The organism is Megasphaera jansseni (genome assembly GCF_047974155.1).
GTDB lineage: Bacteria > Bacillota > Negativicutes > Veillonellales > Megasphaeraceae > Megasphaera.
In genome coordinates, this window is sequence record NZ_JBHYRR010000012.1 from 42,036 (window position 1) to 55,749 (window position 13,714).

Below are 13,714 nucleotides of genomic sequence, written 5' to 3' on the forward strand. Positions count from 1 at the left end.
TCCTCATTCTTTGATATCTAAGTTGAAGACGTTCCGCAATTCGCGGACGACCCGGTCTTCGTCGGGCGTGTTGGCCGCTTCGACTGTGCGCCGCAGGGGAGTGCGCAGGATTTTGCGGACCAGGATATGGGATAAGTTCTCGACGACGCGGAATTGGTCATCGGTCAGTTCCGGCAGTTTGTTGCGGGCTCGTTTGACGAAATGGCGCCGTGTCCGTTCGGCCTGCTGGGACAGGCTGAGGACGACGGGGCGGACCGACAGGTATTGATAGCGTTCGATCATGGTGTTCACGGCTTCGTCGACGATGTAGCTGGCGGCTACGGCTTCGCGCTGGCGCGTGGCTTCATTGTCATGGACGACTTCCTGTAAATCGTCGATATTATATAAGGTGACACCGGGCAGACCGGTCACGGCCGGGTCGACGTCGCGCGGTACGGCGATGTCGATGAGCAGCAGGGGACGACCCTGGCGCAGTTCCTGGAAGCGTTGCAGCCGGGGGACGGTGATGACGTAGTGCGGCGCCCCGGTCGATGCGATGATGATGTCTACGTCGGAGACGACGGCCTGGACTTCTTTATAGTGGACGGCCTGGCCGCCGACGTCGGCTGCCAGTTCCTGGGCCCGTTCCAGATGACGGTTGACGATGTAGAGTTTCCCTGCGCCTTTGCCTAAGAAATTCTGTGCCGTCAGGCGGGCCATCTGGCCGGCGCCGTAGAGCAGGAGGTTCCGGCCAGACAGGGAGCCGAGCTGTTTTTCGGCCATCTGTACGGCCGTATAGCTGACGGATACGGCGTTATAGGCGATATGCGTTTCTGTCCGGACCCGTTTTCCCGTGGCGATGGCCTGTTGGAAGAGCATGTTCAAAATGGCACTGGTCGCGCCGTTTTCGTGGGCCATGACGTAGGCCTGTTTGACCTGGCTGAGGATCTGGCCTTCGCCGAGGACCAGCGAGTCCAGGCTGGCCGCGACGTTGAACAAGTGATGGATGCAGGCTTTTCCCGTATAGCTGTAGAAATAGGACGGCTCATAAGCCGGGCGGCCGGCTGCGTCGAGGAAGAAGTCGCGCAGGGCTTGTTCGTTATCCCGCACGTCGTCGACGACGGCGTAGACTTCGGCACGGTTGCATGTCGACAAGATGACGGCTTCGCGCAGGCCGCCGTAATCGTCGAGATGCTGTAAGGCGTCGTGAATGGCGTCGGGCGTCATGGTAAAGCGTTCCCGGATGGCTACGGGAACGGTCTTATGGTTCAGACCGAGGATGACGAGGTCCATATTAAGCCTCGACTTCGCCGTTCTTCAGCCATTTGGCGACGTCGACGGCATGATAGGTGATGATGATATCGGCGCCGGCGCGTTTCATGCTGGTCAGTTCTTCCATGACGATGCGTTTTTCGTCGATCCAGCCGTTGCGGGCTGCGGCTTTGACCATGGCATATTCGCCGCTGACGTTATAGGTCGCAATGGGGCGCTGACAGCGCTGGCGGGCCTGATAGACGATGTCCAGGTAGGAAAGGGCCGGTTTGACCATGATGATGTCGGCGCCTTCTTCCAGGTCGAGGTCGATTTCCTTCATGGCTTCGCGGCCGTTGGCCGGGTCCATCTGATACTGGCGGCGGTCGCCGAAATGAGGTGCGGAATCGGCAGCATCGCGGAAAGGACCGTAGAAGCCGGACGCATATTTAGCGGCATAGGACATGATAATCGTGTTGATGAAGCCTTCTTCATCCAGGGCCTGGCGGATAGAGGCAATGCGGCCGTCCATCATATCCGACGGAGCGACGATATCGGCACCGGCTTCGGCCTGGCTGACGGCAACTTTGTTGAGGAGCTTCAAGGTCGCGTCGTTATCGACGTAGTGGCCCTTGAGCTGGCCACAGTGGCCGTGGTCGGTGTATTGGCAGAGGCAGACGTCGCCGACGATGACCATGTCCGGCAGGGCCTTTTTGATAGCGCGGATGGCGCACTGGACCGGGCTCTGCGGGTCCCAGGCGCTGGAGCCGATTTCATCTTTATAAGCCGGCAGGCCAAAGACTTCGATGGCCCGCAGCCCTAAAGCGTAAATGTCTTCGGCCAGGCGGACGGCGTTATCGACGGACAGGTGATAACAGCCAGGCATGCTGGGGATTTCTTCTTTGACATTCGTCCCGGGGACGACGAAGATAGGGTAAATCAAATCGTTGAGACATACATGGTTTTCCCGGACCATAGCGCGCAAAGGAGCGGAAAGGCGCAGGCGGCGGGGGCGTAAGGTATTCAATTTCATGACTGCTTGATTCTCCAATCTGTAATACATTCAGCCAGACCGGCTGTCGTATAGGTCTGGGCTGTGATTATTTTTTTCAGGCCCGCTTCCTGACAGGTACGGGCCGTAATGGGGCCGATGCAGGCGAAGGTAATGTCGTCGAGGACGTCGGATGGGGCCTGGTTCAGGGCCAGGAAGTTATGGACTGCTGACGAACTGGTGAAGGTCACGACGTCGATGGCCCGGCGGCGCAGGAGGTCCGTCAGGGCACGGCTGTTTTCTTCGGCCGCGACAGTGCAATAGGCCTGACAGATGTCGACGACGGCACCCCAGCGGCGCAGCGTGTCGGGCAGGACGGACCGGGCTTCTTTGGCCCGCGGGATGAGGATGCGTTCTTTTCCCGAAAGATGGGCTTCCAGGGCGGCGGCCAGGTCTTCGGCACAGTAGGCGTCGGGAACGACGTCGGCGCGCAGGCCGTATTTCGTCAGGGCTTGAGCGGTGGCACTGCCGATGGCAGCCAACTTAGCCCGGCCCAGGGCACGGCTGTCACGGCCGTGGTGCTGGAGGCGGCGGAAAAAGGCGTCGACGCCGTTGGTGCTGGTAAAGATGACCCAGTCATAGCTTTCCAATCGGCCGATGGCTGCATCCAGGGCCTGATACTTGTCGGTCGGCGGCGTGATGCGGATGGTCGGGACTTCCAGGCAGCGGGCGCCTCGTTCTTCCAGGCGGTGTGTCAAAGCCGGTGCCTGGGCATGGGTCCGGGTGACGGCGATGGTCAGGCCGAAGAGGGGCTTGGTATCGAACCACTGCATGGACGGCCGCAAGGCGACGACGTCGCCGACGATGAAGACCGCCGGGGCCTGGAAGTGGCAGGCTGCGGCTTTTTCTGCGATGTCGCCGACGGTGGCCACCAGCGTTTCCTGGTCGGCCTTCGTGCCCCAGCGGACCAGGGCTGCTGGCGTAGATGCCGGCCGGCCGTAGGTGATGAGTTGTTTGGTAATGGACGGCAGGTTGTGGACGCCCATGAGGAAAATCAGGGTATCGACGGCTGTGGCCAGTTTGTCCCAGTGAATCGACGAATGGCCTTTGGTCGGGTCTTCGTGGCCGGTGACGACGGCAAAGGATGAAGCCGCCGTCCGATCGGTGACGGGGATGCCGGCATAGGCCGGGGCGCCGATGGCCGACGTGACGCCAGGGATGATTTCAAAAGGCAGGCCGGCGTCGTGAAGGGCCCGGCTTTCTTCACCGCCGCGGCCGAAGACGAAGGGGTCGCCGCCTTTGAGGCGGACGACGGTCTTGCCTTCTTTGGCTTTGGCAATGAGCAGGTCGATGATTTTGTCTTGCGATAAGGTATGGTCAGCGGCTTTTTTGCCGACGTAGATTTTTTCAGCTTCGGGTGGAGCGAATTCCAAGAGGCGCGGGTCGGCCAAGTAGTCATAGATGACGACGTCGGCCCGGCCTAGGACTTCCTGGCCCCGCAGGGTGAGCAGGCGGTAGTCGCCGGGACCGGCGCCAGTGAGATAAACGATACCGTTCATAGAAACCTCCTTAATACGTGGGGGTAATCCCCAAATCGGTGAGGATGCGGCGGCCGCCGTCATCGAGGAGCGTACAGGCCGCTTCTTTGCCGATGGCAGCGCTGCCTGCGACGGGGCCTTGGGTCGTCGTGCGGCAGACGTGGCTGCCGTCGGGGGCGGCAATGATGCTCTGCAAAGTCAGCATTCCGTCCTGGACCGTGGCATAGACGCCGACCGGGACTTGACAGCTGCCATTGATTGCGGCCAGGAAAGCCCGTTCAGCTGTCGTCGCCGCTGCCGTGGCTTCATCGTTGAGGAAGGACAAAGCCTGTTTTAAGCTGTCATCATCAGCCCGGGTCTCGATGGCCAGAGCCCCCTGGCCGACGGCGGGAATCATGACTGTAACCGGCAGAAGCTGGGTGATGCGGTCGGCCCGCCCCAGGCGCTGCAGGCCGGCTTCGGCCAGGATGATGGCATCGTATTGGCCATCGTCGAGCTTTTTCAGGCGCGTGTCGACGTTGCCCCGGAGGTCGGTGACAATCAGGTCCGGCCGGGTGTGGAGCAGCTGGGCTCGGCGGCGCAGGCTCGACGTGCCGATGCGGGCGCCAGATGGCAGGGACTCCAGGCTGTCATAGGTATTGGATACGAAGGCGTCGTGGACGTGGTGGCGGGCCGTGATGGCTGCCAGGCAGAGGCCGTTGGGGATGTCTGCCGGCAGGTCTTTCAGGCTGTGGACGGCCAGGTCGATCGTGCCGTCCAGGAGGCGCCGTTCCAGTTCCGTCGTAAAGAGTCCCTTGCCGCCGATGCGGGCTAAGGGGACGTCGAGAATTTTATCGCCCTGTGTGACGATGTGGCGGAGCTGGACGGTCAGTTCCGGGTCATGCCGGCGCAGGGCATCGGCTACGTAGTTAGCCTGCCACAGGGCCAGCTGGCTGCGGCGCGTGCCGATAGTCAGTTTACGTTTCATGGTATTTCCTTTCCCAGACGGCCAGCCGTTCCCGGAGCAGGGCACTGGCCGCGTCGATTTCGTTATTCTCTACGCAAGCCATGACATCGTCCGTCAGAGCCTGGCGCCAGAAAGCCTGGCGGTCCCGGCTGGTCGGAAGAGACTTTTGGCCCTGACGGCGGATATCGGCTAATTCCGCCAGCCAGCGGCAATAGCGTTCGTCGAAGTGCTGTTCCAGCCGCTTCCGGAGCCAGCGCGACAGAGCCGGAGCCTTGCCGTTGGTGGAAATGGTGAGCTGCAGGTCGCCCTGGCGGACGATGGACGGCAGGGTGAAGTTGCAGAGGTCCGGGACGTCACAGACGTTGAGCAGCTTCCCCTGGGCTTTGGCGGCCGCGGCGACGGCGTGACTGACGGATTCGTCATCAGTGGCACAGATGATGAGGAAGAAGGTTGACTCATCGCCGGCCTGGTAGGTCCGCGGATGCCAGGTCAGGCGGTGGCTTTCGGCCAGTTCCTGTAACGGCTGGGTCAGGGCCGGGGCGATGACCGTCACGGCAGCCCCTTCAGCCAACAGGCGGCAGACCTTGCGCTCGGCGACACTGCCGCCGCCGAGGACCAGACAGGCCTGGCCGTTGAGATCGAGATTGATAGGATACATAAGAGGAACTCCCTTTCAAAGTGGTACGCTTCTTATTATACCATTATAATGGGAAAAAGCTGTAGTAAATACAACATTTTCTGAATGAAAAAGGAGCTGTCGCATCGCGACAGCTCCTTTTTTTGCAGTCAGCGGCTAGCTGTTAGCCGTCGTCTATAAAATGCAAATTCCGAATGGCGAGCCCGCTTCGGGATATGTACGATTTCTTGACCCGCTTGTTAGAAAAATCGTCCCAATTTCTAACGGGTCGCCCACGTGGCGACCCCTACACTCAAAAACTGCTTTGCGTGCGATAAAAAGAGCAACCTCTCAGTCAGCTTCGCTGACAGCTCTCCTATGAGGAGAGCCAGTGGGTCACGAGCCCTTAGCGGATGAAGTTGGTCATGATTTTGGCTTCTGTGGCCGGGGCTTCGATGCCTGCTTTTTTGCCGGCTTCAATGCATTTCAGGATCCAGGCCATGTTGCGGCCGAGGGTCCGCATGATCTGCAAGCCTTCTTCGTCTTTCTTGACTTCGTCCGGCGTGTTGCCGTGGACCATGGGCCAGTAGTTGGAAGCGACGCTGACCATCTGGTGGTAGGACAAATATTTATTGAGGACGTCCAGCGTAGCGGTCGTACCGGCGCGGCGGGCCGAAGCGACGGTAGCACCGACCTTGTGAGTCAGAGCAGCGCCGGCTTTGCCAGCCAGTTTATCCATGAAAGAGATGATTTCACCAGACGGCGAAGCCCAATATACCGGGGAACCGATGACCAAGCCGTCAGCGGCTTTCATTTTTTCGGCAACTGCATCGACGGTGGCATCATCCGGAACGGCATGGACGATTTCGGCATCAATGCCATTTTCTTTGAGCGTGTCGGCGACGACAGACAATGCTGTATACGTGCAGCCTTTTTCACGGCGGCTGCCATTTAACAAGATAACTTTCATGGGAATCCCTCCTGTAAATATCATGATTACATAATGAAATGATAGAAAACTACCATTCTTGCAAAAATACTATAGCACAGAAAGGGCAAAAAAGCAAATACGCAGGCCGCCGTTCGCCGTTCGCAAAATCAGCCGCTAACTGCGAACAGCTGGTTTTTCCTCAGACGCATAGGACACCTTGTTTCTATGATATAAAAATATCAAAATATAAAATTTAAAATGATATTTTTATTGCATTTAGTTAACGGGAATGGTATCATAAAGTCATCGAAAAGATTCCTTACCAAGCTACGTGAAAGGGAGTATGACTCATGAATATCATTACGCCTATGGATTCGGCGAACCAGGAAGTATGGATCGGCGTCGACGTCGGTACGACCGGGGTCCGGGCCATTGCTTATACCGAAGATGGGACCAACGTCTGCTCGTCGGAAGCCTTTTATCCGCTGTTGACACCTCATCCGGACTGGGCTGAAGAAAGCCCGCTCCAGATTCTCGAAGCCGTCCAGGAAGTCATCGGTAAGACGGCCGCCCAGCTGCGCTATAAGAATAAAGAGCTGGCAGGTATCGCCCTGAGTACGGTCATGCACAGCTTTGCCGGCCTCGATGAAGCGAAAGAACCCCTCATGGACATGCAAACCTGGGCCGACAGCCGCAGTGCGGCCATCGTCCGGGAGATGAAGAAGGATGAAGCCTTGTGCCGGTCCTTCTATGAACGGACGGGCTGCCCCATCCATGCCTGCTACCCCTTGGCCAAGATTATCTGGCTGCGCCAGAACCAGCCGGAACTCTTCCGCCAGATGCGCTATGTCGGCTCGCTGAAGGATTATTTATTCTATCATTTGACCGGTCAATGGGTCATCGATAAATCGGCTGCCAGTACGAGCGGCCTGTACAACGAACAGACCTTGGACTGGGACGATGAAATCCTGGCCTATGCCGGCATCACCCAGGACCAGCTGCCGCCGGTGGTATCGACGACGTACAGTCAGGGACTGTGTGATAAAGCGGCGAAAGCCCTGCATCTTCCCGCAGATCTTCCCGTCGTCATCGGCGCTACTGACGGCGTCCTGGTCAACGTCGGCATCGGGGCTGTCGAACCGGGCCAGCTCAGCGGGACCATCGGGACCAGCGGGGCCCTGCGCATGCTGACCCGTCAGCCCAAGACAGACCCGCAGATGCGCACGTGGTGCTATAACCTGACCGACGACATGTGGGTCGCCGGCGGGGCCATCAACAACGGCGGCATGATCCTGCGCTGGGTCCGCGACAAGATTTGCCATTATGGCGGCAGTGCCTTGGAAACGCTGGACATCGACCCCTATGATTTGATGACCATGAAAGCGGAACACGTCGATGCCGGCGCTGACGGCCTCATCTGCCTGCCGTATTTCACGGGCGAACGGGCGCCGTACTGGAATTCGGAACTGCGGGGCATGTTCTTCGGCTTTTCCCTCAATCACAGCCGGTCCCACATGATCCGCGCCGTCATGGAAGGCATCTGCTACAGCCTGAACAGCGTCATGGCAGCGCTCAAAGAGTTCGGCGACGTCAAGGACATCCGCGTCAGCGGAAGTTTTACGAAATCGAAGCTCTGGCTCCAGATTTTATCGGACGTCCTCAATCAGCCCATCACCCTGCCGGACAACAGCGAAGGCGCTGCCTTCGGAGCGGCTGTCCTGGGCTTCATTTCCAGCGGCAAGTTGAAGAGCATCGCCGATACGGCCCACTTGGTCCACGCCAAGAAAATCTATACGCCTATCGAAGAAAACGTCGTTGTCTACCAGCAGCTCTACGACATCTTCGTCCGGCTCTATCATAATTTGCAGCGCGAATTTGCCGACATCACGGCATATCAGCAGAAATTATAATTTTCAGTGAAAAGGAGCGATTGCTATGGCACTTCACGATATTGGCGTCGTCGGCATGGCCGTCATGGGCAGCAACCTGGCCCTGAACATGGCCGACCACGGCTATGACGTTTCGGTTTACAACTACACGCCGGATTTGACGGAACAGTTCCTGAAAGAACGGCCTCATGAAAAGATTACCGGCTATTTCGAGCTGAAGGATTTCCTGGCTTCCCTGAAGCGGCCGCGTAAGGTCATGCTGATGATCATGGCCGGTGCGCCTGTGGACAGCATGCTCGACCAGCTGCTGCCTCTCCTCGATACGGGCGACATCATCATCGACGGCGGCAATTCCTATTTCGGCGATACGCGCCGCCGCTACGACCGCTGCAAAGAAGACGGCATCCACTTCTACGGCATGGGCATTTCCGGCGGTGAAACCGGAGCCCGCCGCGGTCCTGCCATCATGCCTGGCGGCAATAAGGAAACGTACCCGGAAATCCAGCCCATTTACGAAGCCATTGCTGCCAAAGCGGCTGACGGCAAGCCGTGCTGCACCTACATCGGCGAAGACGGGGCCGGCCATTACGTCAAGATGGTCCATAACGGCATCGAATACGCTGACATGCAGCTCATTGCCGAAGCGTATTTGCTGCTTAAATACGTCGGCGGTTACGATAATGCGGCCATTTCTAAGATTTTCCATGAATGGAATCAGGGGGAATTGAAGAGCTTCCTCATCGGCATCGCAGCAGACATCTTCGCCGAAGACGACGAAGCAGGCGGACAGGTCCTGGATAAAATCGTCGACGCCGCCGGCCAGAAGGGGACGGGACGCTGGACGAGCATCGAGTCGATGAAACAAGGCGTCGATATTTCCATGATCACGGCGGCCTGCAATGCCCGCGTCATGTCCAATGCACCGGGCCGTGTGAAAGCCCAGGCCTGCATTGGAAAGCCGGCCCTGACACATCAGCACGGCGACGATTTCATCGAAGCCGTCCGCCAGAGCCTCTATGCAGCTAAAATCGTTGCTTACGCCCAGGGATTTTCCCTCTACAAGAGCGCATCGGAAACGTACGACTGGCACCTCGATTACGGCGCCATCGCCTCGATTTTCCGGGCTGGCTGCATCATCCAGGCTGAATTCCTGACCAAGATTACTGAGGCCTATGACAAGAATCCGGCCTTGGATAATCTCTTGTTCGACGACTTCTTCCTCAGTAAGATCAACGCCAACCAGGGCGCCCTGCGGCAGATTATCGGCCTGGCCATCGCCAACGGCTTGCCTATCCCGGCCTTTTCAGCAGCCCTGCAATACCTCGATGCCTACAGCAGTCCCCAGGTCGGAGCCAACCTCATCCAGGCCCTGCGCGACTACTTCGGCGCCCATACGTTCCAGCGCGTCGATCAAGATGGCATCTTCCATCACCATTGGCACGAACATTATACAAAATAAAGGAGGCCTTCCATCATGCCACTCGTCATCCTAGCCATTGGGATTCTCGTCTTATTCTTCCTCATCGTTAAAGTCAAACTCAACAGTTTCCTGGCCCTGCTCCTCGTCGCCGGCGCTGTCGGCCTGGCTGAAGGCATGCCCATCGACAAGCTCATCCCGACCATTGAAAAAGGGCTGGGCGGTACCCTCGGCGGCCTGGCTATCGTCGTTTCCTTCGGCGCTATGCTGGGCAAGCTCATGGCCGAAAGCGGCGGTGCTCAGCGCATTGCCACGACGTTGATCAACGTCTTCGGTCGGGAAAACGTCAAATGGGCTGTCTGCCTGACCGGTTTCATCGTCGGCATCGCCTTGTTCTATGAAATCGGCTTCGTCCTGCTCATTCCGTTAGTCTTCACCATTGCCGCAGAAGCTAAGATTCCATTGCTGGAAGTCGGCATCCCGATGGCAGCGGCCTTATCGGTCACGCACGGGTTCCTGCCGCCTCATCCGGGCCCGACAGCTATTTCCATCATTTATAATGCCGATATCGGCACGACCCTGGTCTACGGCGCCATCATCGCCATCCCGACGGCCATCGTCGCCGGCCCGTTGTACTGCACGCTGACGCGGGACATCAATCCGGAAATCCCCAAGGGCATGTACAACCCGAAAATCTTTAAAGACGATGAAATGCCCGGCTTCGGCATCTCCGTCTTCACGGCCCTGGTCCCGGTCATTCTCATGGCCGCTTCGGCGATTGCTAAATTGACCATGGGTGCCGACGTACCGGCCCGTCATGTCCTGACCTTCTTCGGCCAGCCGGATATCGCCCTGACGATTTCGGTAGCCATTGCCATCTATACTTTCGGCCTGGGCCGGGGTAAATCCATGGAAGACGTCATGAAGACGGTCCAGGATGCGGTCTTGACCATTGCCATGATCCTGCTCATCGTCGGCGGTGGCGGTGCCTTGAAACAGGTCCTCATCGACAGCGGCGTCGGCACGTACATCGGCAACCTCGTCGCCGGTTCTGATTTATCACCCCTGCTCCTGGCCTGGCTGGTCGCTGCCGTCATCCGCACGGCCTGCGGTTCGGCTACGGTCGCAGCTTTGACAGCTGGCGGCATCGCGGCGCCTATCTGTGCGGTTACCGGCGCCAGCCCGGAACTGATGGTCCTGGCAACCGGCGCGGGCTCGCTCATCTTCAGCCCGCCGAATGACCCCGGTTTCTGGCTCTTCAAGGAATTCTTCGGCCTGACGGTCAAACAGACAGTCCGCACGTGGTGCGCCCTGGAAACGATCATCGCCGTCATGGGTCTGGCCGGCGTACTTGTATTGAATCTCTTTGTAGGCTAAAATAAAAGTGAATACAGAAGTAGGAGGGAAGACGATGGAAGAAACGAAACTCCAGTTATTTCCTGTCCTGCGCAGCGCATACGGCGGTCTGACCAAGTCAGAGCGCCGTATTGCCGATTATATCGTCGATCATACCGGTGAGGTCATGGAACAGACCGTTTCGGACCTGGCCGTTCATGCGCAGAGTTCGGAAATCACCATTTCCCGGTTTTGCAAGAAATTGGGATGCAGCGGTCTGAAAGAATTGAAGCTCATGCTGGCTGCGGAATTATCGGCGGCGCCGCAGAAGGCCTTCCACGACATCCAGGCCGGCGATAGCGGGCGGAACGTAGCCACCAAGGTCTTTGCCAATATTGCCGAAGGCCTGCAGGATACGCTGAGCCTCCTCGATTATGAAGCTCTCGATGCGGCGGCCCGGCTGCTCTTGAAAGCCCGGCGCATCTACGTCTTCGGCTTTGGCAACTCGGCGACGGTCTGCATGGATATGGCCACGCGCTTCTTGCGCCTGGGACTGGCTATCCGGGAATATGCCGATTCCCATATGCAGGTTACGGCAGCGGCCTTGATGACGGCCGACGATGTGGTCATCGCCGTATCTCACAGCGGGGCAACGAAAGAACTCTTGCAATCGGTCCAGGCTGCCAAGCAAGCCGGGGCCAAGGTCATCGTCATTACCAGCCACGGTCAGTCGCCTTTGGCTGCTTTGGCCGATATCTGTCTTTGCGGCATGGGACGCGAAGTCCAGTACACATCGGAAGCCGGTGCGTCGCGCCTGATCCACATGGCCATCGGCGACGTCCTCTATACGCGCGTGGCCATGCAGGAAGAAACGGTCTTTCGGGACAATATGGAAAAGATGCGCCGCGAAATCGGCAAGAAGCGGCAGCGCTGATTTTGGCTACGAAAATCGGCCGTTCTGTGGTACAATAAAGCTGTTCTTATTGCAAATAGAGGAAGGATGATTAGCAGGTGAAGAAATTCTTGGAAATGGCGACTATCGTCGAGAATGAAGCCATTATTCCTGAAGTCTGGAAAATGGTATTCCATGCTCCGCAGATTGCCCGGGAAGCACAGCCCGGCCAATTTGTCAATGTCCATCGCGATGGGGGACAGACCTTTTTGCGCCGGCCTTTCGGTATTGTCGATGCCGATGCCGAAACGGGCAATGTCACGATCATTTACCGCCTGGTCGGCAAGGGCACCGTTGAAATGAAGGGCCTGCGCAGCGGCGACGCCCTGAGCGTCGAAGGCCCCCTGGGGGAAGGCGTCTTTACGACGGCACCGGGACAGGTCCTGCTGGCTGGCGGCGGCGTCGGCCTGGCTCCGCTCATCTTTTTGGCCAAGCGCCTGGACCATCCCATCGTACTCGTCGCCGGCAAGACGGCGGCTGAAACGTTCTGGACGAAGTTCTTTGAACCCTATGCCGGCCAGATCTATGTGACGACCGATGACGGATCCCAGGGCATCAAAGGTTTTGCCGTCGATGCGCTGCCGCAGATTTTTTCGGAACATGCTATCGACCGCGTATCGGTCTGCGGGCCGACGGTCATGATGAAGACCATCGCCCAGGCTTCGGCCCAAGCCGGCGTGGCTTGTGAAGTGTCCATGGAAAAACGGATGGCCTGCGGTATCGGCGTCTGCCTGGGCTGTACCTTTGAAAGCAAGCTCGACGGCAAACGCTATAAAGTCTGTGCCGACGGGCCTGTATTTGACGCGAAGGAGGTCTTTGCATGATCAGCGAACGCATTGCCGTCCAATTTGCCGGTATTTCCATGAAGACACCGGTCATGGGAGCATCGGGGACCTTTGGATTTGGCGTAGAATACCGTGATTTTCTCGACCTCGACCACGTCGGGGCCATTATTTCCAAGGGCATCACGCCGCTGCCGCGGCCGGGAAACCCCGGCGTCCGCATTGCAGAAACGCCGGCAGGGATGCTCAACTGCATCGGTCTGGAAAATCCCGGCGTCGAAGTCTTCAAGCGGGACATCCTGCCCAAGGTCAACGAAACCTGCCAGACGCCGCTCATCGTCAATATCTCGGCCGGGACAGCCGAAGAATACGGCGAATTGGCAGCTCAGTTAGACGTCGATGGCGTCGCAGCCCTGGAAGTCAATATTTCCTGCCCCAATGTCAAAGAAGGGGGCATCGTCTTCGGCACGCAGCCGGAAGCGGCTGCGGCTGTAACGCGCAGCGTCAAGGACCATACGAAGAAGCCGGTCATCGTCAAATTATCGCCGAATGTCACGGATATTACCGTCATGGCTAAAGCCGTCGAAGCGGCCGGCGCCGATGCCGTATCGCTCATCAATACCCTGACGGGTATGGCCATCGACATCAAGACCCGCCGCCCCTTGCTGGGCAATATCACCGGCGGCCTGTCCGGCCCGGCTGTGAAGCCCGTCGCTCTGCGCATGGTATGGCAGACGGCCCAGGCCGTATCCATCCCCATCCTCGGCCTGGGCGGCATCTCGACCTGGCAGGACGCCGTCGAATTCATGCTGGCCGGCGCCAGCGCCGTCGCCGTCGGTGCCCATAACTTCGTCGACCCCAGAGCCGTCGAAACCATCGCCGAAGGTCTGGACCAGTACTGCCAGGACGAAGGCATCGAACATATCCAGGACATTGTAGGGGCATTAGAGATTCGTGGCTAGGGACTAGTGGCTAGTGGCTCGTGGTTAGTGGTTAGTAGTTAGTGGCTCGTGGCTCGTGGCTCGTTGTGGGAATCCAATTCATGAGCCCGTTGGGTATATGTAAGATTCCCGTGACCCATTGATAT

12 protein-coding genes are annotated in these 13,714 nt (G+C 58.3%); 6 read left to right on the forward strand and 6 right to left on the reverse strand.

Annotated elements, in window-relative coordinates:
- Positions 1–3: 3 nt before the first annotated feature.
- The 6 genes from hemA to ACE418_RS06225 form a co-directional block, all read right to left on the reverse strand.
- Positions 4–1,272 (reverse strand): glutamyl-tRNA reductase, encoded by a 1,269-nt coding sequence (gene hemA / locus ACE418_RS06200; protein ID WP_416449795.1) that lies wholly within the window; start codon positions 1,270–1,272, stop codon positions 4–6.
- Between the two features lies 1 nt (position 1,273).
- Complete coding sequence (gene hemB, locus ACE418_RS06205; protein ID WP_416449796.1) at positions 1,274–2,263, reverse strand: porphobilinogen synthase; 990 nt, start codon at positions 2,261–2,263, stop codon at positions 1,274–1,276.
- The gene (gene cobA / locus ACE418_RS06210) at positions 2,260–3,780 is read right to left on the reverse strand and encodes a uroporphyrinogen-III C-methyltransferase (RefSeq protein WP_416449797.1); all 1,521 of its coding nucleotides are present in this window, start codon (positions 3,778–3,780) and stop codon (positions 2,260–2,262) included. The genes hemB and cobA overlap by 4 nt, the downstream gene beginning before the upstream one ends.
- 10 nt (positions 3,781–3,790) lie before the next feature.
- Positions 3,791–4,726, reverse strand: coding sequence for a hydroxymethylbilane synthase (gene hemC, locus ACE418_RS06215; RefSeq protein ID WP_416449798.1), 936 nt, complete (start codon positions 4,724–4,726; stop codon positions 3,791–3,793).
- On the reverse strand, positions 4,716–5,363 hold the full coding sequence (locus ACE418_RS06220) for a precorrin-2 dehydrogenase/sirohydrochlorin ferrochelatase family protein (RefSeq protein WP_416449799.1): 648 nt from the start codon (positions 5,361–5,363) through the stop codon (positions 4,716–4,718). The genes hemC and ACE418_RS06220 overlap by 11 nt, the downstream gene beginning before the upstream one ends.
- A 364-nt stretch (positions 5,364–5,727) precedes the next feature.
- On the reverse strand, positions 5,728–6,291 hold the full coding sequence (locus ACE418_RS06225; RefSeq protein WP_416449800.1) for a flavodoxin family protein: 564 nt from the start codon (positions 6,289–6,291) through the stop codon (positions 5,728–5,730).
- 311 nt (positions 6,292–6,602) lie between these two features.
- Here ACE418_RS06225 and ACE418_RS06230 point away from each other — a divergent pair, with 311 nt between their 5' ends.
- From ACE418_RS06230 to ACE418_RS06255, 6 genes are all read left to right on the forward strand, one after another.
- Positions 6,603–8,162, forward strand: coding sequence for a gluconokinase (locus ACE418_RS06230; protein ID WP_416449801.1), 1,560 nt, complete (start codon positions 6,603–6,605; stop codon positions 8,160–8,162).
- Positions 8,163–8,187: 25 nt separating this feature from the next.
- Positions 8,188–9,600 (forward strand): decarboxylating NADP(+)-dependent phosphogluconate dehydrogenase, encoded by a 1,413-nt coding sequence (gene gnd / locus ACE418_RS06235; RefSeq protein ID WP_416449802.1) that lies wholly within the window; start codon positions 8,188–8,190, stop codon positions 9,598–9,600.
- Positions 9,601–9,615: 15 nt separating this feature from the next.
- Positions 9,616–10,935 (forward strand): gluconate:H+ symporter, encoded by a 1,320-nt coding sequence (locus ACE418_RS06240; protein ID WP_298676505.1) that lies wholly within the window; start codon positions 9,616–9,618, stop codon positions 10,933–10,935.
- Between the two features lie 34 nt (positions 10,936–10,969).
- On the forward strand, positions 10,970–11,827 hold the full coding sequence (locus tag ACE418_RS06245; RefSeq protein WP_416449803.1) for a MurR/RpiR family transcriptional regulator: 858 nt from the start codon (positions 10,970–10,972) through the stop codon (positions 11,825–11,827).
- 77 nt (positions 11,828–11,904) lie between these two features.
- Positions 11,905–12,669, forward strand: coding sequence for a dihydroorotate dehydrogenase electron transfer subunit (locus ACE418_RS06250; protein ID WP_416449804.1), 765 nt, complete (start codon positions 11,905–11,907; stop codon positions 12,667–12,669).
- Positions 12,666–13,589: a dihydroorotate dehydrogenase gene (locus ACE418_RS06255; RefSeq protein WP_416449805.1), complete on the forward strand. Its 924-nt coding sequence runs from the start codon at positions 12,666–12,668 to the stop codon at positions 13,587–13,589. The genes ACE418_RS06250 and ACE418_RS06255 overlap by 4 nt, the downstream gene beginning before the upstream one ends.
- Positions 13,590–13,714 lie beyond the last annotated feature (125 nt).